The following is a 26,299-nucleotide window of genomic DNA, read 5'->3' on the forward strand; positions in this document are numbered from 1 at the left end:
CAGAATTTTCTATTACCCTTATACTAACCTGAAACTTGCCATCAAGTCAAAATAAGTAATACTTGAAATAGGAAGAATAGCAATCTATAATTTTTATTTATGTTTTTACCGCAACAAACAGAATCAATCCCAACAGGTCACCCCCCCCATTTCGAAGGTATATCTACGCACCATTAAGAAGGAGCTGGTACTATGATTTATACTTGCACAATTGATACTGCATTAGGCGCGATGACAGCATCTGCTGAAAATGGAGCGCTAACCGGTTTATGGTTTATTGGACAAAAGTACTATCCATCCAAGACAGGTACATGGGCTGAGGAGTTCAACTATGCTGTTTTCGAGACACTGCGGCTTTGGCTAGAGGAGTATTTTTCAGGTAATCATCCTATGCTCAACCTTAAGATTGAACCTCAAGGAACTCCTTTTCAAAAAGTGGTTTGGGAGATCCTTTTAAAAATCCCCTTCGGCCAAGTTACTACTTACGGTGAAATTGCAAAGAAGCTTGCCATTATGCAGGGACTATCTTCTATGTCTGCACAAGCTGTAGGGGACGCTGTTGGGCATAATCCTATTTCCATACTCATTCCATGCCATAGAGTCATCGGATCAAACAAAAGCCTGACCGGATATGCGGGAGGCATTGATAAAAAGAAAGCTTTACTTCAGCTTGAAACCCAGACGCTATTTTAGAACATCTTCATACTTTAGAATTTGACCTCATGTTACGATTAAAAAAATAGGATCGTATATAAGCATCTTAATACTGTCTAATACTGATCAGAGAATTAAAGGCTGTGAGATTAGATTCATTCTACCAGCCTTCGATTTATATAAACGAATATCACATACACAGCAAATGGCACTCATTTACACAATAAAAAAAGGGCGTATCGCAAAACGTTTATTAAAAAACTGTTTTGCAACGCGCCTCTTTTTTAGCAATAAAGAAGAAGTCCTTTGTTGATCGGAAGAAAAATAGAAGTTGTATCGCTGCAGTGCTTCAAGGAATTGGGCACGATCTTCTTCGTCTTCCAAAATGGTCTGCCAGTTTATTCTTAGCATAATTATATGATAAATTCCACTTTTACTTTTCTTTCTTGCTGTTCTTGGCATTATTTCACCACCAGCTTTATCTTATTGCGTAGTTACATTGTTGTCAATAACCCCGTCCCTTGTAACTCTTTTCTCCTGCTTTTGCTTTATCATATCATTTTCTGCAAGAAGGAAGCAAAAAAGAACGTCCGAAACCACTGATATATCCATGTTTTTTTAGCTTATCTGCATAAATAGCGGAGCCAATCTGTGATATGTATGCTATAAAATTGGCTATTTGCTTCCAAAATACATGGTCACAAAAGGATAGTAGTGCTGCTATCCTTTTAAGATTTACGGCTAAGGCCGTTAATTTGGCTTGCATTGACATGCTTTTTAGACCGTACCCTCGGGCACGATCTAATCCGTGGAAACGCTTCATTTCCCCGTTTTTCCACTCATGACTGGCTCGTTTTTTGTACTTAAGCTTGAACTGAGTAGTCTTAGTAAATTGACTATATTCATAATATTGAGCATTATGTTCACCGACGCCTAGTATTTTTTTCTTAACGTTTTTGCCAGCACATTCGAGTAGTTTGGGGCACTGAATACACTGTGATTTATCAAAATGATATTTATAAATATTACTTCTATCTTTGTATTTTTGATACACTTTTTTATAGGTGTTATTACCCATCTCACAAAACCATTGATCACTGTCTTTATTGTAAGTAAATCTGCTTTCGTCTATTTTGTAGACGCAAGAATTTACTGGAATGATAGCTTCAACTGAGTCTGTTTGTAGGGTATCTAAAATTGGTTTTCGAAAATAAGCTTTATCTCCATACACCTCTTGTATGGTCAATCCGCATGCTTTACTTCGCTGATAGAGTTCATCAAATTTGCTACCATCTACATAGGCACCGTTATCAACTGTTACTGCGGTAATAATCCTCGCTTCTGGGATCATTGCAAATTCTACTTTATATCCGTAAAAACTGTCTGTTTGAGATTTGTATCCCACACGAGCATCTTTATCTACAAGTGACCGGATTCCTTTTTGTGCGATAAATTTAGGATCTTGTAATACTTCCTTTGCTTCGTTAACAGCTTTTTGGCTGCTGGGCAGAATGGAGAGATCTACATGGTTTTCAGCTTTACTGATTATGGTTTCTAAATATGTCTTCATAATCTGCTTCGCTTCGTTGTGGTCCTCTATGAGCTTGTAGTTAGGAACTTCGCCAATTAGCTCAGATGGGATTTCTCCGTTTTCTTCCTCAATAGCTTTTATGATTCTTCTGGCTAGATGCTTCATGATTCTTTCTGGTACCTTTTTTATTGTATTGGCATTGGTGTGAGTGGCGTCCATGCTCAGTCCTGTCCCCTTAATAATACCTTTTTCTATACACTGGCGGACTACTTCCTGAATAATATCATCCACACTTGTTTCTTTTAATCTATGTCTCCTAAACTTGGTAAGTAGACTGGCTTCTGGCAAATCATCTTCGGGATTTAGTCCCAAAAACCACATATAGGCTAAGTTTAGCTTCTTCAATGACTTTAACATCTGATAAGTTATATAGATATTGCAAAATAAGTAACTTTGCTAGCATTTCCGGCTCTTTAGCAGGCCGCCCCAGGTGCTTACAGTATGAATCTTTCAGTAAATCGTTAATGAAACTAAAATCAACATTGGCTGCAATAGTCTTCAGAATATGGTCATTGGGAATTTTGTCATATAGCACGCTATATATACTTAATTGGTGAGGCACATGTCTAAGCAAAGCAAATCCCTCCATTCCGGCAAATATCTACAGTTATATTTTACCATAATAGAGGGATGTTGGTTTATTTATTGACTTTTTCAGTGGTTTCAGAACGTCCCTTTGCTTCCTTCTTGCAGTTTGAAGTGATGTGACCGATTGGCCTACATCGGAAAGATGAGGATACTCATCTTTCCTCCATCCCGCATCCAGATGTTTCGGTGAAAAGATATCCTGAAATTGTATTTGTCGGAGCACAAGGTCTTCCGCTTCATGGCGATTTCAACCTTTTTGAGAGAGTCAAGGGCGCAATTCATCGAGGCCAATATCAAACAATTTGTCATCAAATGATCGATGAAATTGATCTTCAAATATTTTGTTGAGAACATACCGAATCTGTCTCTCGTCATATGACATTTAACAAGCCTCCAAAAAAAAATTGATTAATCTCTTCCTGAATTTTGCTATTTTTTATAGCTGCCTCGGATAAAATTAAGTGCGCAGTCGATTCAAAAAGGGTACGATATGCACAGAGCCCATTCGCCTTGAGTGTGGTACCCGTTTCAACAATGTCGATAAAGCAATCTGCGACTCCTAGAACAACGGCTGCCTCAACAGAACCGTGAAGCTCTAGGATTTGATACTTTTTTATATCCATACTATCAAAGTACTTTTTTGCAACGATTGGGTGTTCTGTAGCAACAACGAAAGATTCTTTACTATGAGAGCTTTTGCCACCTATCTTACCTCCGAGAACCATCGAGCAATTTCCAAACCCCAAATTATGCATTAGCGGTGGCGAATCCCATGAATCGCATATTAAATCCTTACCTAATATTCCTGCATCCACATACTTACGACTAATATAAGTCATAATGTCCTTGGGTTTTACTTGAACAAAAGTAAGGTTTTTTTGTTGATTATGCCAAATCATAGATCGTCCTTGAGAAAAAATTTCTTTTCCGCAGAGTCCGCGCTGAGCCAAATATTCGACGCTTTCTCGCATTAAACGTCCCTTAGGTAACGCAATTTTCAAATGAAAGACCTCCTATCTAGTAATCGCTACAGCAGATGAGTTACCCCCAACGCCGTGATTGATTATTAAGGCGCTTCTGACATTTAAATTAAGTTTTTGTTTGGGAACCCAATTCTCGGGGCTCTTACCGTATTCTTATCGTTGGTGATATTTCTTGAGATTGAAGCATTTCTAATTGACACGAGATTTTGAAGAATAGTGGACGACCCAAAAGAATGACCGGTACTGGACTTAATGGAAAAAATGGGAACAGATAATCCATTCAAGTACGCGCGAATAGCTGAAGCTTCCATTGCATCAGCAGCGGGTATACCTAATGCAGGCGAACTTATTACATCCAGGTAACTCGTCAAAACTGACTGCATTACTTGCTTGAGCCTAGTACCAGTTCTTTCAAGAGAGTATAAATCGTATGCATCATTCAAAGAATTAATTCCAACAATTCTTGCAGAGTCTTCCCGGTTGGTTTTTTCTACCAGTATGCCTGGGCATGCTTTGAACAAAATCATACCCGATGAAGCATTGTCGAAAGGAATTCCGCTTAGTTCACTAATTCCGCGAGATAAGAACGACATTTTAGCAGGTAATCCCAGGAGTGTTAAATAAACAGGGTCGTCAACTCCTATAATAATTGCTCTAATTAATCCCTTATTGAGCAACGTAATGGCTATCGACAAAGCATCAATACCAGAAGTACATGAATTTGAGATGGTATGTGATGGTCCTGAAAAACCCAACTTAGAATTTATAGCAACGGAAAAAGAATGATTAAGTTTCTTATTGCAGGACAACTGTTAGCTAAATCAAGATTTAGAAATTCCATTTCCCAACAAGAAAGTGATCCGAATGTAGTTCCAATAAATACACTGGTACGAGAATTTTGAACATCCGAAATGTTAATATGGGAATTTTCAATAATCTGTTCAGCAACTTATAGGCACCAGCTAGTCCTGAAGTGACTTGTTGCCATACTGATTTATTTTATCTCTAGTGACTAATTCAATAACTCCCGCAACTTTAAGCCCGAATAAATCTGTTTGCTCTTGCGAAGTAAGAGTACGGAAACAAGGGATTCCACTGAAAACGCCTTCAAATAATGGTTGCATTCCATAACCGTATGGGGTAACAACTTCCATTGCAGCGATATAATACTCAGAACTCAAAGTTTCCATAAACTCCACTGCTTAATACCTCAAGGTAATTATTTAAATTTTCAATTTCACTTTTTTCGGAGGTGATTAGCCAATCGAAACCCCATTTTTTTTCACGATGAGCTAAGCGTACAAGGTGCAAACATTCACGATAGGTTGCCGCATACCATTGAGGGCCAAATCTGTTTACATATAGCCATCCTAATCCATACTCTTTCACAAGTTCATTGCGATGTTTTAAACAATACTTCACGCCTGCAGTGACTTCTGATACCCACTCCTTAACCATTTCGGGGGTGTAAGGACGCATTCTGTTTAAAGTGTATTTATATGCAGGAGCAGGAAAGCTTCGTTTGACTATAGTATTTTTTTGCTCTTGGCCTTTAGAAAAAGCAGTTAAGTAATTTTCACAAGATTCAAACGGCGTCTCGGGAAACTTCGCGTAACAATCAAGCCCCATGTAATCCATAGAAACTTTATCGACTTCCAAAGGTTCATTGCCCACTAATAAAGTTTCAGGGCAAATAGGTTCCCCTATAAAATTATAGTTGCAAGAAACAATTCCATCAATAATTGACAAATGAGGGGTAGCTATTTTGGCAACATCGATTATTGTACGTAATAAACGAATTGGATTAGAATGAAGCCCCCCCTGTCACCGTCCCCATAATAAGGACTAGGCAATAAGCCGAACATATTTTTAATACTTAGAGTAATACCGGCTGTTCCATGTATTTTAAGTTTTGCAGCAGAAATTAACATATCTGTTTCTAAAACAATTTTGGGAATCCAATACCTAGAATGCATATCCCCCGAGGAAACTTCCACCACAGGAAGAGTATTAGTATTAAGAAGCCCCACGTCATATTTCCTTGAGATTAAATCATAACCGGAATTCTTCCAAATATCATCTTCCTTTTCCCCAGATTGAAGATCAAGATCAACACCCTCAATAATATTGATATCTACGGAAGGATTATAGAAACGCAATAGACGGATTAGTCCAGCAACAACCATAGGATCAGTACTAGCAATAGGGCGGCCTTTATATAGCTTATTTCGTTCATCTCGAGCAGTATAAAGGAAGCTCATTAGGTTAACCTTGATGAGAATATTGTTAGCGTTTCTAATTTGTCGCAAAAATGGTTCATGTTCGTTCAAACAATCTTGAAGACGATAAAATATTTCATCTTCAGTAGAAGATACTGGGCAACGAATTACTTCAACAAATGAAGAAATCTCCATCATCTCCTTTAATAAACCTTGTTGGAATTACAGTTGCCGCGGTGCAAACGGCACCAGTTATATGTCCCAAGCATATTTCGCCCATTACACCCACGATCTGATATGCGGCAGAAAAAGATAATGAAGGGTTAGACAAACGAAGTAACTGGATTGAATTTAGTACTGAAGACTGAATAGCTAAATTAACATCAGTACCATATCCTACAATTGCGAGTTGGTTCTCTTTTTTGATAATAGGAAAATCTATACTTATATTGCTCGTAGAGAATGAGATGCTGATTGAAGCAGACGTTTCTAAGGCTATTCCGTTGATTTCTCCAGCGCCTTGATAAAGATGCGCATCTCCAACATATACTAGTCCTCCGTCGAACTCAACCGGTAGGAAAACCTCTGCTCCTTCAACTAAAAGATTGATATCAAGGTTACCACCCGTTTTCCCACATCTCCCTGATCTTGTACGTTCGCAAGTTGCTGCTCCAATTACACCCAGAGATGGTCTGGTTTTTAAGTTATATCCATCTAATTGGGGCTGTAGTGTTGAAAGAATATCGAAGCGACGTTCATATTCGTGCCCCTTAAGGACGCCCGTTGAAAGAGAGTTTGCATTGTATGAATTCTTGTGAGGTTGAATTTTATGAATTGCAACTCGTACTGTACTTCCTGCTTTGCAGCCTTCAATAAAAATAGGTCCAAATAAAGGATGGTGCTTTTGTTGTGATTTTTTATACATATAAAAATCGGCAGGTGATTGAAATTCACGCCCAAACGCATTAACAATGGGGATTTTCACAATTTGATTTGGAGAAACTGTCAATACTGGCGCTCGCTCAGCTTCCAGAAAATATGCATGCTCGTTCATTTGTACGGCATTCTTAATCATGTTTAACGTTAATTAAATCTTCTTTTTTTAATTCGACAGGCGCGAGCAATCTATTACAAAGTTCAATATAAGAATCCAAAAGATTTCCCCAATCGTAACGAAAAACATCTTTATCAAGAGATTTATTAGATAAATTATCCCACACTCTCATCCCGTCACACGAAATTTCATCGCCAATAACAATCTGGTCATTTGCTTTTTTCCCAACCTCGAATTTGTAATCGACAAGCGTAAGTCCCTTTTGTTCAAAGAACGTTTTGAGTACGTCATTGACTCGATGTGCTAATTCATAAATTTCTGTGATTTCTTCTTTGGATGCTAAACCTAGAGCTAGCATGTAATCCGTATTCAACATCGGGTCATCTCCATATTTCATATCAATTTTGATGACGGCTGGATCAAATTTTTGTCCTCGCACAAACGGAAACCTAATGCATGCAGAACCTGCAGCGTAATTTCGAGGAATAACCTCAAGTTTAAACATTTCAAGTTTATGAATTTTGAAAGCATCAGGCTCTACCCGACTGATTAAGTGAGTGGCAATTCCATTGTCTTCTAGAACATGGAAGATTTTTTCCGAAATTGCAGCTCTTACAATTCCCGTTCCAAAAACTCTTGCCGTTTTATTTCCTCCTTGTGCAGTTACATTGTCTAAAAACCTCATAATATAATCATCACCATTTTGATGTATGACCTTAGATTTTCCAGCAAATACTAGTTTCAAAATAATCACCCCTTAATTTATATAAAATAAAAAAATCAGTTCCAACTATTCAAATATTCAATTTGATCGGAAGTTAGCTTGTCAATTTTTACGCCAATACTATCAAGACGTAATTGAGCCACTTTTTCATCAATCTCTTTCGGTAGTTCTAAAAGCTTAGGGGGAAGATTTTTTCCATTATGAAGTAAATATTCTTGAGCTAGGCATTGTAGAGAAAATGAAAGATCAATAATTTCAACAGGATGTCCATCACTAGCGACGAGGTTGACAAGCCTTCCTTCTCCCAGAAGATAAAGTTTACGACCATTATTCAAAACATATTCTTGCGTATTGTCTCTCACAAGCCTTGGTGGTTCACAAGAAATTGATATTAAGTCATTTTTATTTATTTCAACGTCAAAATGCCCTGCATTAGCTAAAATCGCACCATCTTTCATTTGAAGGAAATGAGAGGTTCTAATTACGTTGTTACATCCAGTTACTGTAACAAAGAAGTCTCCCCTAGGAGCCGCCGCAGACAACGGCATGACTTCAAAACCATCCATTATTGCTTCGTTCGCAGGGATGGGGTCTACTTCACATACAATAACTTTTGCTCCCATTCCTTTTGCTCTCATTGCCACTCCTTTTCCGCACCATCCATAACCAATAACGACGAAGTTTTTGCCACATACAGTTTGATTAGTAGTATGCATTATAGCTTCCATTGCAGATTGCCCAGTGCCATACCTATTATCAAACATTTGCTTCATTTTTGCGTTATTAACCGCTATAACTGGATGTTTTAAAACTCCTTGGGCTTCCATAGCCCGGAATCTAACTATTCCACATGTAGTCTCTTCGGAAATCCCAATAAGTTTAGGGGCAAGCTCTGGACGAAGAGCATAAAGAGTCGCTGTGAGATCAGCTCCATCGTCTAAAATTTGATCAGGGTTCGAATCCAATACTCGTAGAAGCTGTTGTTTATACTCTTCTGGAGTAGCTCCACGCCAAGAATGTACTGAAATTCCTTTATGAACCAAAGCGGCTGCACAATCGTCTTGAGTAGTTAATAAATTACATCCAGTAATAGAAATATTTGCCCCTCCATTTTGTAAAACCAATGCCATATAAGCTGTTTTTGCCTCAAGATGAATACACATAGCGATTGTTTTCCCGGCAAAAGGTTTCTCGTAAGAATACCGCTCATTAATAGAACGTAAAATTGGCATGCGTTGGCTCATCCATTCAATCTTTTTAAAACCAGATTCCCAAAAGGAAGGATTCTTAATTGTAGATGATAGGAGAGAAGACATATTAAACGATTCCTCCCAAAAGTTTATTTGATATCTCCTGTACTTTTTTATATACTTCAAGTTCGTCATAGGTCAGAATTTTTCTATCTTTCATTAATACGTTTCCATTTACTATAGACGTGGTTACATCTGCGCCATTTACTGAATAACACAGAGAAGCAAGTATGTTATCTTTGCGTAAGGGGTGAAGCCGTGGAGTATGTTTTGTCACGATGATGATATCTGCTTTATTTCCGATTTTTATTTCTCCAACATCTGTAATTCCTAAAGCTTGTGCACCATTAGACGTAGCCATTTTCATTAGTGTGGGCGCTTCAAGTATTGTAGGATCTCCATGATGGTTTTTCTGCATCCAAGCTACAGCCTTAATTTCCTCAAACATATCTAAAGTTGATGCACTGCCCAAACCATCTGTTCCTAAGGCTACGTTTATTCCTAGTTTGAGCATAAGCGGAATAGGTGCCACGCCACAGCCAAGTTTCATGTTGCTAACGGGATTATGCGAAATTGACACATCCTTCCCAATCATAAGATGGACGTCATCCCTAGATAAATTTACAGAATGCGCAAGTAAACATTTGCGATCAAAAACCTTAAGATCATATAAATATCTAGTCGGAGACTTTTTGTATTGGGCATAAATTTGCTCAACTTCTTCCGATGTTTCGGCTAAGTGAATATGGATCGGAATATTCAGAAGATCAGAAACCGAAAGAACTTCTTCAAGGAAGTCCGGAGGACAGGTAAATGGGGCATGGGGTCCGATCATGCATGTAATCCTTCCATCGGATGATTTATGATATTTTTGCGTAAAGTCTTCGACACTCCGCAATAAGTCTTTTCGCTTTCTTCCCTGCGGAATGAGACCTCGGCATAATGATGCTCTTATACCTGAAGTTGACACAGCACTAGCAACAGCTTCCATATGAAAATACATATCTGCAAAGGTCGTAGTACCGGTTTTAATCATTTCGGTTATTGCTAAAAGTGTACACCAATACACATCATCTTCACTCATCTGGTCTTCAATTGGCCAGATTCTTTTTTCTAACCAATCCATCAATCTAAGATCGTCAGAATATCCACGAAACAATGACATTGCAGCGTGATTGTGACAGTTGACTAGTCCAGGTAAAACTAGCTGATCGCTGGCATCTACCACAGTTTCAGCCTCTTCTTCAATGATTTCATCAATTTTAGCAATCACACCATCTTTGATCAGTATATCGCTCTTAATAAAGCCATTCTCATGAGTTAACACAGTTCCGTTTTTTACTATAATGTTCATTTTTTCCCTCCAAGTACTATTTCTAAAGCCTCAGCTACGCCATTTCCACCATTAGATGGTACCACAAGACTCGAAAGTTTTCGCACTTTTCCAATTGCATTTGGCATTGCAACTGGCAGTTTCACTAAAGATAACAATTCAATATCATTTTCATCATCTCCAATCGCCATACTTTCCTCCCAAGAAAATCTAAGCTCTTTCAGAACGATTTCCGCCCCATAGGCTTTATTTATACGGTCTGGAAGAATTTCAAGCCATTTATTTAAACGATTTTTAAGAGCGTTTAACAAATTATTGTCGCTGGAACTACTAACAAGAATTTTATGTAATAAATTAAAATCAACCTCTGATATTTCTTTAATTAATTTAGGAACTACATTGCCACAACGAGACCATTTCAAGGTATCATCGTCCCATCTTTTCATTAGAGGCCCATTAGCACTCTCAATCCATAGGTTTTCGTATGTTGGAAGGTTTTCAAGAATTTCTTTAACCCGTATAGGGTCCAAATATGTTGTGGAATAACATGTACAATAGTTATGCACCAAACCGCCGTTATAATTAATAATTGGCGTATCTAAACCTAAAACATCGTAAAGAAACCTTGTGTCACGACTCGGTCGGGCTGTTGCTATGATAATTTTGACAATATTTTTGTACTTTCTTATGGCTTCGAAATTTTTCAAACTTAACTCGCCATGATTATTGAGAAGAGTATGATCCAAATCAACAAAGACAACTTTGATCATAGTTGCTCCTCCAAACATTTCTTAAGCCTATTTATGCCATCACAAAGCATAATAGGAGAACAAGCAAAATTGAATCTGATAAAGTTAGATGTATTATGGCTAAATGTTCTTCCTTCGCTTATAAGTAATTTGCCTTTATCCTTAAAAAAATCAAACAAAGATATTTTAAAATTGGATTTTATTTCTATCCAGCAAAGGAAAGTACCTTCTGTACGGGTCATTTCTATAGAAGGTAAAGTTGCAATTTCGCTTGTCAAATACAAAAGGTTTTGGCTTAAAATTTCTAACTCTTTATTTAAATAATCAATACCTTGTGCTGTATATAAAGTTACCAATGGCAACAAATTATAATTGGCAGGCTCATAACATAAACTTGCTTGCAGTTTTTTTCTTTGTATGGGATCTGGTACAATAAGGTAACTACTCTGTAGATTAGCAACATTAAAAGGTTTATTTGGGCTATTAGCAACAACAAATGAGTCAGCACCCTCTATAGTTAAAGCGGAGAAATGTTTATTATCTCCAAAAACTATGTCGGAATGAATTTCATCAGAGAAAATCTTTACTCCGTAGCTGTTACACAAATTAAATAAATCAAGAATTTCCTGCTTATCAAAAACTCGACCAGTAGGGTTGTGAGGATTACAAAAAACATACATTTTGGGCCTTTCTTTTTCAAAAAGAACTTTCATAACCTCAATATCCATAACGTATTTACCATCAAGGTTCTTTTTAAGGTCGATCTCTAAACATCGCCTATTGGCTGCACTTATAACTTTAGGAATATTGGGATAGCATGGAACATGATATACAACCGATTCCCCAATACTAGTAAAAGATTCCAAAGCCAATTTTAAAGCGCACATTACTGTGGGTACATATATAATCCAATTCTCCGGTATATTTAAAGAATGACGCTGTTTGTACCACCAAGAGATATTTTCTTTATAATTATTTTTCATCGTTATTTGGTAGCCATAATGACCTTGTTTAAAGTATTTTACAAGGGCCTGACTTAGGGTATTCAAAGTAGCAAATTCAGTATCTGCTATCCAAAAAGGAAGGGAATCGTCTCCATATTGTTGCCATTTTATAGCCCCACTGTTCCTTCGATCTACAAACCTTATCAATATTATCCACCTCTTAAACAGAGTAATTTAACAAAATTAAACATTTTTGACGCCATCGCCACTAGCCATAATAAGTTAGCTTGTTCTACCTGACTATGTTGCATATTGCTAATTCCTTGATTGGGTTACGTTAATTTGAAGACCTACTTTAGACAAAACGACAAATTATGGTTATTACATATAAAGTAAAATTTATAAAATATTTGCAATCTAGGTTTTATTCTAGCAAATTATGGAAATAAAACCAAGCCCTAATTGAATGGGGCTGTCGCACTAAAATAATTGTATTGATATGCGACAGCCCCCATTCACAGGAGACGATTTTATTCAATGATTGAAAAAAGCTAAACAAACTTTACGGATGAAATCGGATGCCATTATAGCTTTAATCACACGTATTGACGATCATTTGGACGAGCTATAAATATAATTTTAGATGCATTCACTCATGTAATTGTTATCGGTATGGGAAAACCCGGCCATATCGTGCGCAAAATCGCAGCCACTCTCCAAAGTACTGGGATACCCGCTTTTTTTTACCCTCTGAAGGAATACAAAGGGTTATTTATAATGTTCCATAAGGTGAGGCGCAAAAATATAATATTAAGTTATAATGGGAGCATGAACAAGAGAAATAATTATTCATCAGAATTTAAAACCAAAGTCGTATTGAAAGTTCTCCACGAGGAGTCCACAATGAATGAGATTGCTGCAAAACATGATTTAAACCCTGTTATCGAGTGACTTACAGTATCTAGATTCTCATTTTTAGATTCTGGTTTTAGGTCTAATGATGGACTTTTATCTTTTCTTTTCTCACATTTTGCTTACAGCGCAAGATGCTTAATTGATATATATACTTAAATATTGCCCGAAGGCACCTATAAATTAGAAATCATTGTCAATCCGGATTGAAAGTGATTTCTAAGTAGTAAACATCATAATTTTCCTTAAAAATTGGATGTCCGAAACAAAAAAATAAAAGAATTGAAAAATAGATTGTCAGGTATCTTTGCTATCGTATCGGAAGAATGGATGAAAGTATCCAGTTTGTCATTCAAATAAAGACTTTTTACCGGGAGTTCATTTCCAATACTGGCTTTATCGTTGGCTTCCTGGTATAATATTCAATAAAATAATTTTTTTATAACTATGTCCGATCAGATGGCTACTTTTGAAAATCGTATAGCAGAGCTAGACAAAGGACAAGGGCAACCGTCTTCATGATACGAGAACTTTTCGGTAAAGTTCGGAAAAAGTAGCGTCTCTTTTATTAGGCAGGTATCTCTTTTGGAAGAGAGGCATTTGTCTTTAATGAAGCGTAAGCAAAGTGACCAGACCTAAAACAAAAAACTAATAATTACCGGACAAACCCAGGGAAAGGAACAGCGAAAAGAACGATTACAAAATCTTTCGCATAAAAAAATATACAGGCGAGATTATAGCATTGTCAAACCTGCGGCGATGAACAGATATTAGGTAATAAATTAGCACGTCGAAGTAGAGTCTATTCCGGTAGAATCGCACATGTAGTTATATAACACCGTTTAATATGGAAGTATCCGATTCGAGTTCTGAGTATCAGTCCAACTAAAAAGCCTTCTTTAGAGGCATTTCACTCATAGGTTGTATCTGCTCGACAGAAAGTGCCGCCAAAGTCAGTAATCAGCAAAATAGGTATGAAAAAACAAAAGATGACTAATGAATTATCTTAAGACGGAAACTGTTCGATTTCCAACACCTAGCATAAACCCATATAGGGATTGCAAAAACGGCTTTTTAGTGATAGCTCCTAGGGTGTCGCCTGCAAATGGTACCGGATATAGAGCTACTTAATTGAAACAGCGGCTAATGATTTTAATCCTTATGCATTTATTATTCATCTTGAAGGATTTGCCAGGATACCCTTTATGCAAACCCCTGAAATTCCAGAAAATTACCTTCCGTAGACAGAGCAAACCTTGACGTATAACACTACGTCAAGGTTTGGCTCTATTGTTATCTACTTTTATTGTTGACGCTTAGAAAAAGTTACTTTTCTTTGACCAGCAGTTCTCACTTGAACATTGCTTTAAAACTTAACTTCATTGCTGATGAAAATATCCCTGGCTTCGAGAGATTATTTTCTTATTCCATATAATTACATTATCCCATAACATGTCACGAAAACAATAATAGGCACTAGTAAATAATTTGACTATGTGGAAGACATTTTTAACTATCCTTGTATTCCAAATAATGAGATCAAAAGATAGGACGTGAAGCTATGAACCAGGTACAAGTGCACTACGAAAACCTCTTGGCTGAACACTACACATGGATGCTAGGAGATTATAGGTCTAAGGTGCAAGATAACATAACTTTCTTCAAAAAACATAAAATACTACCACAAGGGAACGCCCGAGCTATTGATCTAGGATGTGGTAGCGGATTTCAATCTATCGCTCTAGCTGATATGGGGTTCTGGGTACTTAGCATCGATTTTAGCGACTTATTGCTAAAGGAATTAGAAACTCATCGCAAGAACCGTACTATAAAAACTGTCCAAGCAGATTTACTGAACTTTAATCAGTATTACTTTTATGATGCTCCCGAAGTGATTATCTGCATGGGGGACACTTTAACACATTTGGACTCTTTAGATTCTGTAGTCACCCTTTTAGAACGCGTTAAGATCATTCTTAACCACGGCGGTCGATTTGTAATTACCTACCGGGACATGACACATGAATTGACAGGGCTCGATCGATTTAATTCTCTACGTAGCGACGAAAACAAAATTATGACCAACTTTTTGGAATACCGGCCGGAATATGTAATAGTCCATGATTTAATCTACATCAAGTCTCTCGGCAATTGGGTTTTACACAAAAGCAGCTACAAAAAGCTTCGTATTAATATAACTTGGCTTAAGGAACATCTCACCAACTTAAACATGAGCGTCGAATATGAAGGAACCGAAAAAGGTTTTACCATTCTTATTGCTTCTAAGATGTAAAATAACATCCTTGACCTTACCGCGATTTTATTGACACCAAGAACGTGTAGTATAATGTAAACACGGGAGGTGTCCAAAGAATGAAAACATTTGACAAAGAATATAAGTTAATGGCGGTTAAGCGAGTTAAAGAAAGCGGTAAGCCCTTAGCAGAGGTAGCACGAGAGTTAGACCTAAGCCCCAACACCCTGCACGGATGGATGAGCAAGTTTGGCAAGCATGGTGAGAATGCCTTCTCGGTAGTGGCCATCTGCATGATGCCGATGAAAAATTACGCAAATTACGCAAAGAAGTCCTCGATTTGAAAGAGGAAAACGCTATCCTAAAAAAGGCGGCCACCTACTTTGAGACACTAAGGAACGCCAGAGTGTGCGAAAACAATCGCTCTAAAACGCTCTAAAAATAACACCTAAAGGCATGAATATCAAAGGTTAAATGATATAATAGAGATATGTAAAATTCATGCATTCGAGGTGTATCATGTCACGATATATTACCAATAACACGAACAGAAATCAAATAAGTCTATTACCGATGTCGCTTGACGAAATGATAAGTGAAGACAATCCAGTGCGTGTAATAGATATCTTTGCCGATAATATAAACTTTAACGAGATGGGTTTCAAATATGCAAATACAAAAATGACAGGACGCAAACCGTATAGCCCTGCAGATATGCTTAAATTGTATCTTTATGGATATTTCAATGGGATAAGAACCTCACGCAAACTGGAAACGGAATGTAAGAGAAATATAGAACTTATGTGGTTGTTAAATGAATTAAAACCAGATTATCGTACTATTGCTGATTTTCGCAAGGATAATATCACTCTGGTCAAAGATATCTTCAAACACTTTTCTCTTTTGTGCAATGAACTAGGTCTACATAGCAAAGAGATTGTAGCGATAGATGGCAGTAAATTCAGGGCAAATAACGCTCGAAAGAAGAACCTGACCAAGGGCAAAATTGCCAAAATGTTAGCATATTTTGAACAAGCTGCCGAGCGTTATTTGGAGCTATTAGAACATAGTGATGATAAGGATAGCAATAATACTGTTACATATAGCAAAGAAGAACTACAACTAAAATTAGCCAATGCAACTCAGCGTATTCATGATCTGACTAAGCTCAAACAGCATGTGAACGAGAACGGCGAAGTTTCTTTCACGGATAAAGATGCAAGACTTATGGGTGTTAATAATATGGGCTTTGAAGTATCATACAACATGCAAACTGCTGTTGAGGCGAAGAATCATCTGATTGTTGCTGCTGATATTACCAATAGTCCAGCTGACCAAGGACAACTTTACGAAATGGCAACCCAAGCTAAACAACAACTTGGTGTAAATGATATAACAGTGCTTGCGGATAAAGGTTACTATAATGGAGAATGTCTTGAAAAGTGCGAACAAGACAACATAATTGCAATTGTCTCTAAGCAAAACCCGCCTTCGAGCACAGGTAATGCAGATTACACTTTAGATAAGTTCAAGTATGCCCCCGAAAAGGATTGTTATATTTGCCCTCAAGGTGAAGCACTTTGTAACGTAAGTAGTGATGACACAAAAGAAAAACTCTATCGTAGTAAAGCATGTAAAACTTGTCTACATAAAGATCAGTGCACAAAAAATAAGCGGGGTCGACAAAATAGTACATGGAGAATATCACGAAGTGATGGCTCGTACGGATGAGCGACTAGTTAATAATATAAAACTATATAAACAACGGCAGATGATAGTTGAGCATCCATTTGGTACAATAAAGCGTACTTTTGGATATACATACTTCTTGTTACGTGGAATTGAAAAAGTGAAAGGCGAGGCGGTTATGCATTGTTTAATGTATAACCTAAAACGCGTGCTCAATATATTAGGAACTGACAGATTGATTGCGGCAATTAGGAAGTTTTCAGAGCTTCCTTTGGAATACACCGCTATTTTTCTTGAAAATCTGCAATATTGGCTAAGATTGATACTCAAATTTGATCGTTTTTGCACACTCTGACGTCCCCATCGTCCATGATAGCCTCCAAATGAGATACTTGGAAAATTTTTTCCGCCATAGGATTAAAAATCGTAATTCGATCATTGGTATCCGTTGCAATAATACCTTCTGCTGACGTATCAATCACAGTGCCTAATAACTCTGCTTTCTCTTGTTCTTCCCGCCGGATATGTGCAATTAATGCTGCTTCATTGATGGCTTTATAAATCGCTTCTTTGCCAGACTGAATCAATGCCCCCTGTACACCAATACGTGCCGCTAATTTCGTTGATATTGCATCACCAACGATGAGCTCTACGCCGTTTTCTACTGCAGCAGCAATTTTTTCCGGAGCCTCATTTTCATTTTTCAAAGCAATTTCCACAAAAGTTATGCCCAGCAGCGTTGCTAAATCCTCACAGCCATAAATCACATTTTCAAACCCTGCGATACCGATTTTTTCAGGATACTCAGTGCTTTGCCTTAATGCACGCAGCACATCCATTACAGTAACCTGGATATGCACAGTCGGTATATTTACATTTTTTTTAATCAAGCTAGCCGTACCGCCACGGCTGACAATCACTTCAACACCGTCTTCCACCGCCTGCTTAACGATTGCAATGCATTCTTGCAGATCTCCCTTGACTACTTTAATGAGATGAGACGAATCAGCAAACCGCTCGGCTACCACTTCCTCCGCCAACTTTGCTAAACCCGCAAATGGTGCTACAAATAAAATCCTTGCCTCCACAATTGACTACCTCACTTTTAACTCCAGTAATTAACCATCAATCAAAATTTTTTCAACAAACAGCGCGCAGAATTTTCTATTACCCTTATACTAACCTGAAACTTGCCATCAAGTCAAAATAAGTAATACTTGAAATAGAAAGAACAGCAATCTATAATTTATTTATGTTTTTATTAGAACAAACAGCATCAATCCTAACAGATCAACCCCTATTTCGAAGATATATCTACGCACCATTAAGAAGGAGCTGGTACTATGATTTATACTTGCACAATTGATACTGCATTAGGCGCGATGACAGCATCTGCTGAAAATGGAGCGCTAACCGGTTTATGGTTTATTGGACAAAAGTACTATCCATCCAAGACAGGTACATGGGCTGAGGAGTTCAACTATGCTGTTTTCGAGACACTGCGGCTTTGGCTAGAGGAGTATTTTTCAGGTAATCATCCTATGCTCAACCTTAAGATTGAACCTCAAGGAACTCCTTTTCAAAAAGCGGTTTGGGACATCCTTTTAAAAATCCCATCCGGCCAAGTTACTACTTACGGTGAAATTGCAAAGAAGCTTGCCATTATGCAGGGACTATCTTCTATGTCTGCACAAGCTGTAGGGGGCGCTGTTGGGCATAATCCTATTTCCATACTCATTCCATGCCACAGAGTTATAGGATCCAATGGAAGCTTAACCGGCTATGCAGGAGGTATTGATAAAAAGAAAGCTTTACTTCAGCTTGAACATGGAAAGCCGCTGTTTATTGATGAAAACGGAAACTAAAGTAATTCATCTTTAACGTAATAAATAACTCTGGAGCATTCCTTTTTTTGGCTCAACACCAAAATGTCCACTTGACACTATTGTCATTGCGAGGAGGCGACAGACGACGTGGCAATCTCTACTGCCACCCAGCTTGCTATTTGAGATTGCCGCGCTCCGCTCGCAATGACAGAACATCAAGTATACTTTCTGGTGAAGACCCCTTTTTTTATCAAGCTGCTTTTTTAATCTCATCATATAACAGATATAATAATGAGAAGGGAATCACTTATTGGCGAGTGATTCCCTTCTCATTATCCTTTTATACCATCCATTGCAATCGTGCATAGCTCTTTTAATCCGTTTGATTAAAGGAATTTAAAAATTCCACATATTTTTCTTTGGTCAGCAATGGTTTATAATCATGCAATATGTTCTCTGCTGCTTCGCCATCGCCATACAATAGGTCAATAATCGTCATCGCCAGCGCCTGAGCGGACTTAATATAAGCCGCATGAACATCAGCCACAACATATTCCTTACTATGCAGAGCACCTGATACACAGCCAAGCCAAGGATGTATCGTCGGCATAATATGAGAAAGATCACCGGTATCGGTGCTGCCTGCTTCATGGGTTCCTTCAATTACCTGTGTTTGTCCGTATACCACTTCCGCATTGCCTCTAAACACTTGATTCAGATCCTGGTTATTGTACATTGGCAAATAACCGGGTAAACTTTGAATAGACACTTCAGCGCCTACTGCATCCCCGCCAGCACGCAGGGCACGGTCAATTTTTCCATTGCTTTCTTGCAGTGCCTCCATAGTGGCAGCACGAACATAACTTTCCATGCGTACATCTTCAGGTATTACGTTGACTAAATCACCACCTTGGGTAATGATCGGATGAAACCGCACGTAATCTTGTTCACGGAAAGTCTCCCGCTGGGCATTGACTCCCATTATGCCTAACATAGCTGCATTCAGAGCATTAATTCCTTCTGAAGGCGCCATTGCGGCATGAGCAGCTTTACCTCGATACTTAACCAATTTGCCGATAAATCCATTACTGGTACTGCCAAGACGGATAAAACTATCAGCCTGGGTATTGGTGAGTAAATGAATTTGCAGGGCCATATCAATATCATCAAAAGCCCCCAGGTGAATCAATTCCTGCTTACCGCCAAGATATGTGATTTTACCTTCTTCACGAAGCTTGTTGCGATAGGAAATCTCAACATATTCTTCTGCCGGAACAGCGAAAAGCACTACATCTCCTGCTAAGTACTCCATGGCACCTGTTTCTAGTAACGCTCTGCCTACAGCCATCAATATTGCAATCTGAACGTTATGACCACAGCAATGAGCAGCACCGCTTAAAGGATCTGCGCCAGGATGAGCAGCACAAGTAACAGCATCAAGCTCACCGAGTATGGCAACGGTACGGTTCGATTTTCTACCTTTGAGACGTCCCTTGACACCAGTAAGTGCTAACCCTTTTTCATAAGATACGCCTAATTCACGAAATATTTCTTCTACCTTGGAAGCAGTCTTCGCTTCTTTAAAACCCAGCTCTGGTTCTTTATAGATAGACTCTCCCAACGCAAGGATTTGTTCTTTACTTGCTTCTATTTCCTGACAAATCTTTTGTTTTAATTCTTCCTTTTTCATAGTCTACCTCCAGCACCATTTTTTTATAATTAAATCGCGCCTTCCCATTTTAGGACAAATTGGGCAATAATCGCAGCAAATAAAAAAGTTCCCGTCATCACAGCCAATGTTACCGGTACGATTTTCCAGGATAACTTTTTAAATAACTCGATATCTTTCCCTAATGATAAACCGGCATAGGCCAAGATAGGAGTGGTTACGGCTAAAAATTGCACCTTTTTTGTTATTTGGATCACCCATGCACTGCCGGGAAAGTTTGGGAGAGAAATAATAATGGCAACAATGGAAATCCAAAAAACCATAGGCAATTTATTCAGTCCAGGCACTTGGCTGACAGCCATTCCAATAAGACCAATCACAATAATGACAAGGACACCTAACAGGGAACTATACCAATCTACTTGATAGCCAATGACATTACCAACTGCCATAAGCAATCCTGATAGTATCATGGCAACGGTCATATTCTGCAATTTATTCATTATGCCTTCTCCTTTGCAGTCTCTTTATCGCTCTGAAACTTGCTTAAAAAATTGTACAGTTTGGTGGCCAATGGTAACGAAAAAAAGAGACTTACATAAATGCCCAAGATAGTAGACATTAAGTTCGCTGCCCCTGCATAGGCCCGGATTTGCTGTTCCATATCCGGATAGGCTGCAATAATGGAACCAACTGAAGCAGCCATCATACTGCCGCTACCTACACCTGACCCCATAGCCAATGCATAGGGATGAAGAATTCCCAATTTAGCAACTACTCCGGTTAAAATCGACAGCCATACTGCGCCAACTAGCGTTCCGCAGATATATGTGGCCATTACGCCCCGTCCTTCTGGCGAATCCAGTCCGAACTTCTCTGCAATGATGGCAATATTCGGTTCTCTGGCAACGGAATACGTAGCACCAATAGATTCTCTTCCCATCCTTAAAAATACAGCAATCGGCAAGCCTAATATGACCGTGCCGAAGAAATGGCCGATTTCTTGAAGGAGCAGCGCTCCTTTCGAATGAAACAGCAAGGATAAATTCGGTCCAATATCCAAGCCGATTTTAACAATTAAAAGCATCATAGCAATGGGCAAAATCCCAGCGGCCACTTCCATTTGCTTTGTTGATAGAATTTTAAATTTAGGAAAACTGATGATGCCGCCAAGTACCAATGCATGCAGCAGCGGCAGCAAAATAATGAGACCATACTTTATAACTCCAAGGTTCTCTGACATAACAACAATTATAAGTACCAAAAGATGAATTTTCCAATTACGCAAAATATCCACTACATCACTCCCAATTATTATAGAAATCTGTTTTCATGACATTTTTCTTTTGCAAATCACCTCTTTTATTTAAGGAATATATACGGTATTTTTCCTAAAATGATTATATAACAGCATGATTAGAAACAGCAAGTACCTTTGTATCTCTTCAATTATTCTAAATGGAAAATAAGAGAATACCATGCAAAAAGCATAGGTATTCTCGATAAATCAATGTTTTTCATTTTTATACGCGGCTATTTGGTATAATTTATTAGGCCGACCTCTTGCTGCTGCATACTCTTCGCCTACCTGCTCAACTAATCCAGCCTCGCAGAGACTCGTTATAATCCTTCGAACATTCCGCTCGGTAACCGACATCTGAGCGGCCAGTTGAGAAATTGAAAAGGAGCTCGCCCCCATGCGTTGTACAATGTTTTCGATTTTACAGTATGTCTTGATTCCCACACTCACTCGATTTAGCTTCTTTAGCAGCTCTGTATCATTGGAATAAAACTCATAGCTTAATGCTTTGTTGTTTTTAACTACCTCAACCATCTTGCCATCATCCTGCACAATAACAACATGCGCTCCTTTTTGCTCTTTCGTATTGCGAAGTGCACGATGAGCGTTGATCTCACCAGCAAAAACAGTTTCCCCAAAACCGATACCGGCTGTAACAGGAACATCCATATTGATTGCCAATAGTAATTGCTCAATTGTATCTTGCAGCATAGTTATTTCCCTTTGCACCGCACCGCGAGAGCTAAAAATCTCATATACTCCCGTTCCTTTATCCAAAAGATAGCCATCCAAACTCTTGCAAAGAGGCAATAAAATTGCCTTTAGCCTTAACTCTAAGATCTGAAGATCATAGGGAGTCTTAGCTCTTTCTATAATCTTTCCATAATTGCCAACTTCAATAATCACCAGTCCCACTTGAGTATTCTTGAAATAAGATGACTGTACTTTCTCAATAATAATTTTGAGAGATTGATAAATTTCTTGCTCACTTAACGTAAAGTGATAGACTGGAACATTTTCTTTTTGCAATGCATTCATAACACTGCGCAAAGCCGTTATCACTCCATCAATTTTACCCTCCCGCCACAATTGAAGATGAAACTGAATAATTTCCTCAGGGTCATATTGGCGGCTGTAATACTTAATGAAAACATCACGCCATGGTATTCCCGTAGCACGGAGTAACTGCTCTATATCTACTTCCGATTCAATAAAATCAACAGAAATACGTTCTAAAACCACTTTGTGGGCGAAGGCCATTTGCAGGCAGCACAGATAGAATCCTCCGCCCATTGTCTGGCAATAGGCAACCGTATCATCCGCTTTTATATACTCCTGAGCAATGATATAGGGAACGGGACCAGAAAAAAGCCAGCCTTTCACTTGGCTTCGATGCTCCTGTAAAATCCTTTGGATTTCTATCTCGTCGTCATAAGGAAAGGGTATGCATTCAACTTCATGAATGAAATCTGCAGCCACCTTAAGAATTCGCTCCACAGTACGATCAGGACCGATTACGCCAATTCTATGCATATATGATTACTCCTATCTTTCTTTTACATCTGTAAAATTCGTAATAATTGAATGTTCAGAGTTCTTTCGATTCAAATTGTTATGATTTCCTTATTTTTTAAATCTTTGTGCTTTATTACAATAATCATACCACAGAAAGAGCAGAATTTCTCCTACGCCTTGCTGAATCGAAAAGAAGTACCCTGTAAAGCAGACTTTTTCTTGTCTACTTTACAGGGTACCCTTTCCTACAGGCTATGAATAGCATTATGCAACTACATCAAAACCCACTTCTTCTATTGCTTGATGAAGGGCGGCAAGTTCTGCAGAGCCAGTCACTACCGCTTCTTTTTTCTCTAAATTAACAGCAGCGCTCGTAACTCCTGCAACCTCTTTAAGAGCCTTCTCGACGGCTGCCTTACAATGTCCGCAAGACATACCTTCAATTTTTATTACGATTTCACCAGTTTGACTCATTTCTATTCACCTCCTCTGCCTCATTATGCCATACCCCCGTACAGTATAATAAAAAGTATATAACAATCATTTTATCTAGTCAAGGCCATGAACATCGTACTTAACTTTTTGAACGGTCTTTTCTATATTTTCCCTTATAAAAGTTAAAAAGATGATTCTGTGCTTAGCCATAATCATCTTTTTAACCTTTATAGCTTTTTTAGTTTTCTGCAATCACTGTTTTACTAAAAATAGGTTCCTAATTCTTTTAGAGAATCAAATTGCAGCGTTGGCTGAATCTTTGAACTTTGTAAATCATTTATTTTCGTTTCTCCCGATAAAACCAGAATCGTCACCAAGTCATTCCCTTTGCCAAGTGCAATGTCCGTATATAATCGGTCGCCAACCACAGCAATTTCCTCTTCTTTGAAACCTGTATTCTTCAAAATATACTGCAAGGTATGAGTTGTCGGCTTACCAAAGTATTCTGGTGAAACTCCGGTAGAAGCTGTGATCATGGCACATATGGACCCGCAATCGGGAATAAAGCCATCCTCCGTTGGACAATTAAAATCAGGATGAACCCCTAAGAAAACCGCCCCTTCGCGAATAAACTTGCAAGCCTTGGATACCTTCTCATAAGCTAAGGTTGTATCAAAACCTACAACTACTACATCCGGCTCTTCTTCTACTAAATGGATATTAGAAGTTTGAAAGTCACTTGTTAAATATTCATTTCCCAATAGAAATACTTTTTTCCCTGGCATTTCTTCCTGCAGATGGCGGATGATGACATGGTTTGAAATCAACATCGCATTCTCTTTTACATCATAGCCCATATGATGAATTTTATTGATATAAAACTTTGCATTTTTAGAAGAATTATTGGTAAAAAATTTAAAAGCAATCTTATTTTTTTCTAGTGTCTCTAAAAATTCAATGGCACCATCTAATAATTTACCACCTAAATATACCGTTCCGTCTAAATCCAGAATAAAGCATTTTACCTTATGTAAAATATCTTGTGCTTTGCTTTTCACTGCCATTCCATTCATTTATGCTTCTTCCTTCTTTAAATAATCATGAACCTCACGAGCAAATTCTTCTAAAAGTCCAAGGTCAGATAATAAATTAAGGATGGTATATCTTGTCCGAACTTCTTTCGCCATCAAAATGCCATTGATGACATGTTGTTCATCAATGCCGACTTCCCTGGGGCGGCTCGCTCCTCCAGCATGTTTAAGAATGGCTGTAATCTCTCCTGCCGAAGGTATACTCTTAACGATATCGATAATTTTATCCATATTTTCTTGGATGGTATGAATCCTTGCAATTCTTTTAGCTACAGAGTTTCGTTGTTCTTTTTCATTGATATGAATAATTTCCTGAGCAGCTTTTTGATAGAGACTTTCAACACTTTTTTTCCATTGCTCCTGATCAAATGAATTGGCTTTATTAACAGCCTCGTCAAAATCAATCGATGCTTGGGCTAATAGTTCACTTAACTTTGCCGTAATTACGGCAGCAATCCCTACCTTTGTGCCATGGAGTACAGCCTTCTTCTGTTCAAATAAAAACATCATCTCCCAATAATGGGCCAAATGATGCTCTGAACCGGAAGCGGGTCTGGAATTGCCGGCAAAGCTCATGGCAATCCCCGTCACTACCAGGGCTTCCATTAAGTTTTTAATGGCACTTTCGTCTCTGTTTTTTATTCCTTCTACATTATTGATACATTTTGTCATGGATTCGGTAACCATTTTTACAACTACATCACAATAATATTCACCATTAATCGCTTTACCCAATTTCCAATCGGTTAAAGCTGAATATTTTCCAACAATATCCCCAAAACCAGCGATAATCATATTCATAGGTGCTTGCTTTAGTATAGTAATATCTCCAATGATGGCTTTGGGGCAGACACATTCAAAAGAGGTTTTAAGATTATCAACAATTAAGGCGGCTCCAGTGGAAGCAAAGCCATCCATGGAGGGGGCTGTTGCTATAATAATAGTTGGAATGCTGATTTTGTGGCTGACAAATTTAGCTAAATCATTGAGTGTACCTGTACCTATGGTAACAATTACATCTGTATCCTTTTCCACTTGAATCAGCAATGTGCCTACGGCTGCTTCGTCAGGAACCAGCTCTCCCTCTCCTTGAAATACAAATTTTTTGTATGCAAAGTTTGCTTGCCTTAAGGCTGCTTCTACCTGCTTGCCAGCGACTTCATCCGTGTGAACATCGGCAATGACTAATGCTTTTTTATATTGAAATTCTCTTAAACATTCAGGCAGTTTATCAATCCCATCCTTTTCGATTAGGATACGATCAATCGCAACGCGATGAGCTTCTTTGCATTCGCAATGTATTTCATTTCCTAAGAAATCTTCTATTTCTAAGTGCTCAATCCTATCTAGTGTTATATTCATCTTTGCCGCTCCTTTATCACCAAATTTCCTTTTAAAACATATAAACGAATCGAACCACAAAAACGCAAAGTACACAAAGGGTTCTATTTATATTTTTGTGCTCACCTTTGTGTACCATTGTGCCTTTGTGATTTATAAATTCTACAAGAAAAGCTAA

28 protein-coding genes are annotated in these 26,299 nt (G+C 38.2%); 6 read left to right on the forward strand and 22 right to left on the reverse strand.

What is annotated here, in order from left to right:
* Nucleotides 1-192: 192 nt before the first annotated feature.
* Nucleotides 193-693 (forward strand): methylated-DNA--[protein]-cysteine S-methyltransferase, encoded by a 501-nt coding sequence (locus tag FR7_RS21360; protein WP_064448918.1) that lies wholly within the window; start codon nucleotides 193-195, stop codon nucleotides 691-693.
* Between the two features lie 177 nt (nucleotides 694-870).
* Here FR7_RS21360 and FR7_RS24345 read toward each other — a convergent pair whose 3' ends face one another.
* The 14 genes from FR7_RS24345 to FR7_RS21430 form a co-directional block, all read right to left on the reverse strand.
* On the reverse strand, nucleotides 871-1,116 hold the full coding sequence (locus FR7_RS24345; protein ID WP_007950735.1) for a hypothetical protein: 246 nt from the start codon (nucleotides 1,114-1,116) through the stop codon (nucleotides 871-873).
* A 94-nt stretch (nucleotides 1,117-1,210) separates the two neighbouring features.
* Nucleotides 1,211-2,602: an IS1182 family transposase gene (locus tag FR7_RS21370; protein WP_082918273.1), complete on the reverse strand. Its 1,392-nt coding sequence runs from the start codon at nucleotides 2,600-2,602 to the stop codon at nucleotides 1,211-1,213.
* Entirely contained in the window at nucleotides 2,535-2,834 is a 300-nt protein-coding gene (locus tag FR7_RS24725) for a transposase (protein WP_082918274.1), read from the reverse strand. The genes FR7_RS21370 and FR7_RS24725 overlap by 68 nt, the downstream gene beginning before the upstream one ends.
* A 370-nt stretch (nucleotides 2,835-3,204) precedes the next feature.
* Entirely contained in the window at nucleotides 3,205-3,834 is a 630-nt protein-coding gene (hisG, locus tag FR7_RS21380; RefSeq protein ID WP_007950743.1) for an ATP phosphoribosyltransferase, read from the reverse strand.
* A gap of 83 nt (nucleotides 3,835-3,917) precedes the next feature.
* Entirely contained in the window at nucleotides 3,918-4,625 is a 708-nt protein-coding gene (locus FR7_RS21385; RefSeq protein WP_139181567.1) for a beta-ketoacyl synthase N-terminal-like domain-containing protein, read from the reverse strand.
* Nucleotides 4,626-4,778: 153 nt separating this feature from the next.
* The gene (locus FR7_RS21390; RefSeq protein ID WP_040543367.1) at nucleotides 4,779-5,006 is read right to left on the reverse strand and encodes a hypothetical protein; all 228 of its coding nucleotides are present in this window, start codon (nucleotides 5,004-5,006) and stop codon (nucleotides 4,779-4,781) included.
* The gene (locus tag FR7_RS21395; protein WP_007950745.1) at nucleotides 4,987-5,565 is read right to left on the reverse strand and encodes a hypothetical protein; all 579 of its coding nucleotides are present in this window, start codon (nucleotides 5,563-5,565) and stop codon (nucleotides 4,987-4,989) included. Before FR7_RS21395 ends, FR7_RS21390 begins: the two co-directional genes overlap by 20 nt.
* Before the next feature lie 29 nt (nucleotides 5,566-5,594).
* The gene (locus FR7_RS21400; RefSeq protein WP_082918275.1) at nucleotides 5,595-6,233 is read right to left on the reverse strand and encodes a DUF362 domain-containing protein; all 639 of its coding nucleotides are present in this window, start codon (nucleotides 6,231-6,233) and stop codon (nucleotides 5,595-5,597) included.
* The gene (locus FR7_RS21405; RefSeq protein WP_007950747.1) at nucleotides 6,208-7,110 is read right to left on the reverse strand and encodes an acetamidase/formamidase family protein; all 903 of its coding nucleotides are present in this window, start codon (nucleotides 7,108-7,110) and stop codon (nucleotides 6,208-6,210) included. Before FR7_RS21405 ends, FR7_RS21400 begins: the two co-directional genes overlap by 26 nt.
* Nucleotides 7,103-7,834 carry a phosphoribosylaminoimidazolesuccinocarboxamide synthase gene (locus FR7_RS21410; protein ID WP_007950748.1) on the reverse strand — a complete coding sequence of 244 codons (732 nt, stop codon included), beginning with the start codon at nucleotides 7,832-7,834 and terminating at the stop codon, nucleotides 7,103-7,105. Before FR7_RS21410 ends, FR7_RS21405 begins: the two co-directional genes overlap by 8 nt.
* 35 nt (nucleotides 7,835-7,869) lie before the next feature.
* A complete protein-coding gene (locus FR7_RS21415; RefSeq protein WP_007950749.1) occupies nucleotides 7,870-9,129 on the reverse strand; it encodes an adenosylhomocysteinase in 1,260 nt (419 codons plus the stop codon).
* A gap of 1 nt (nucleotide 9,130) precedes the next feature.
* The gene (locus FR7_RS21420; protein ID WP_007950750.1) at nucleotides 9,131-10,417 is read right to left on the reverse strand and encodes an amidohydrolase; all 1,287 of its coding nucleotides are present in this window, start codon (nucleotides 10,415-10,417) and stop codon (nucleotides 9,131-9,133) included.
* Nucleotides 10,414-11,166 carry an HAD family hydrolase gene (locus FR7_RS21425; RefSeq protein ID WP_007950751.1) on the reverse strand — a complete coding sequence of 251 codons (753 nt, stop codon included), beginning with the start codon at nucleotides 11,164-11,166 and terminating at the stop codon, nucleotides 10,414-10,416. Before FR7_RS21425 ends, FR7_RS21420 begins: the two co-directional genes overlap by 4 nt.
* The gene (locus tag FR7_RS21430) at nucleotides 11,163-12,296 is read right to left on the reverse strand and encodes a MalY/PatB family protein (protein WP_007950752.1); all 1,134 of its coding nucleotides are present in this window, start codon (nucleotides 12,294-12,296) and stop codon (nucleotides 11,163-11,165) included. Before FR7_RS21430 ends, FR7_RS21425 begins: the two co-directional genes overlap by 4 nt.
* Nucleotides 12,297-14,562: 2,266 nt before the next feature.
* Here FR7_RS21430 and FR7_RS21440 point away from each other — a divergent pair.
* From FR7_RS21440 to FR7_RS24525, 4 genes are all read left to right on the forward strand, one after another.
* Nucleotides 14,563-15,294, forward strand: coding sequence for a class I SAM-dependent methyltransferase (locus FR7_RS21440; protein ID WP_007950753.1), 732 nt, complete (start codon nucleotides 14,563-14,565; stop codon nucleotides 15,292-15,294).
* A gap of 80 nt (nucleotides 15,295-15,374) precedes the next feature.
* A complete protein-coding gene (locus FR7_RS21445; protein ID WP_007950754.1) occupies nucleotides 15,375-15,599 on the forward strand; it encodes a transposase in 225 nt (74 codons plus the stop codon).
* A 175-nt stretch (nucleotides 15,600-15,774) separates the two neighbouring features.
* A complete protein-coding gene (locus FR7_RS21450) occupies nucleotides 15,775-16,986 on the forward strand; it encodes an IS1182 family transposase (protein WP_007950755.1) in 1,212 nt (403 codons plus the stop codon).
* Nucleotides 16,970-17,299, forward strand: a complete 330-nt coding sequence (locus tag FR7_RS24525) for a transposase (RefSeq protein WP_007950756.1) — start codon at nucleotides 16,970-16,972, stop codon at nucleotides 17,297-17,299. The genes FR7_RS21450 and FR7_RS24525 overlap by 17 nt, the downstream gene beginning before the upstream one ends.
* Here FR7_RS24525 and FR7_RS21460 read toward each other — a convergent pair.
* A complete protein-coding gene (locus tag FR7_RS21460) occupies nucleotides 17,271-18,032 on the reverse strand; it encodes a PrpR N-terminal domain-containing protein (RefSeq protein ID WP_007950757.1) in 762 nt (253 codons plus the stop codon). The genes FR7_RS24525 and FR7_RS21460 overlap by 29 nt on opposite strands.
* Before the next feature lie 255 nt (nucleotides 18,033-18,287).
* Here FR7_RS21460 and FR7_RS21465 point away from each other — a divergent pair, with 255 nt between their 5' ends.
* On the forward strand, nucleotides 18,288-18,809 hold the full coding sequence (locus tag FR7_RS21465; protein WP_007932902.1) for a methylated-DNA--[protein]-cysteine S-methyltransferase: 522 nt from the start codon (nucleotides 18,288-18,290) through the stop codon (nucleotides 18,807-18,809).
* A 334-nt stretch (nucleotides 18,810-19,143) separates the two neighbouring features.
* Here FR7_RS21465 and FR7_RS21470 read toward each other — a convergent pair whose 3' ends face one another.
* From FR7_RS21470 to FR7_RS21500, 7 genes are all read right to left on the reverse strand, one after another.
* Nucleotides 19,144-20,460, reverse strand: a complete 1,317-nt coding sequence (locus tag FR7_RS21470; protein ID WP_007932903.1) for an amidohydrolase — start codon at nucleotides 20,458-20,460, stop codon at nucleotides 19,144-19,146.
* Nucleotides 20,461-20,489: 29 nt separating this feature from the next.
* Nucleotides 20,490-20,942, reverse strand: a complete 453-nt coding sequence (locus FR7_RS21475; RefSeq protein ID WP_007932905.1) for a hypothetical protein — start codon at nucleotides 20,940-20,942, stop codon at nucleotides 20,490-20,492.
* Nucleotides 20,942-21,736: a DUF3100 domain-containing protein gene (locus FR7_RS21480; protein ID WP_007932906.1), complete on the reverse strand. Its 795-nt coding sequence runs from the start codon at nucleotides 21,734-21,736 to the stop codon at nucleotides 20,942-20,944. The genes FR7_RS21475 and FR7_RS21480 overlap by 1 nt, the downstream gene beginning before the upstream one ends.
* Nucleotides 21,737-21,946: 210 nt before the next feature.
* Complete coding sequence (locus FR7_RS21485; protein ID WP_007932907.1) at nucleotides 21,947-23,272, reverse strand: helix-turn-helix domain-containing protein; 1,326 nt, start codon at nucleotides 23,270-23,272, stop codon at nucleotides 21,947-21,949.
* Nucleotides 23,273-23,518: 246 nt separating this feature from the next.
* On the reverse strand, nucleotides 23,519-23,728 hold the full coding sequence (locus FR7_RS21490) for a CopZ family metallochaperone (protein ID WP_007932908.1): 210 nt from the start codon (nucleotides 23,726-23,728) through the stop codon (nucleotides 23,519-23,521).
* Nucleotides 23,729-23,952: 224 nt separating this feature from the next.
* Nucleotides 23,953-24,762, reverse strand: coding sequence for an HAD-IIA family hydrolase (locus tag FR7_RS21495; protein ID WP_007932909.1), 810 nt, complete (start codon nucleotides 24,760-24,762; stop codon nucleotides 23,953-23,955).
* Entirely contained in the window at nucleotides 24,763-26,142 is a 1,380-nt protein-coding gene (locus tag FR7_RS21500) for a sn-glycerol-1-phosphate dehydrogenase (RefSeq protein ID WP_007932911.1), read from the reverse strand.
* Nucleotides 26,143-26,299: the final 157 nt, after the last annotated feature.

The sequence above is a fragment of the Pelosinus fermentans DSM 17108 genome, assembly GCF_000271485.2.
Classification (GTDB): domain Bacteria; phylum Bacillota; class Negativicutes; order DSM-13327; family DSM-13327; genus Pelosinus; species Pelosinus fermentans.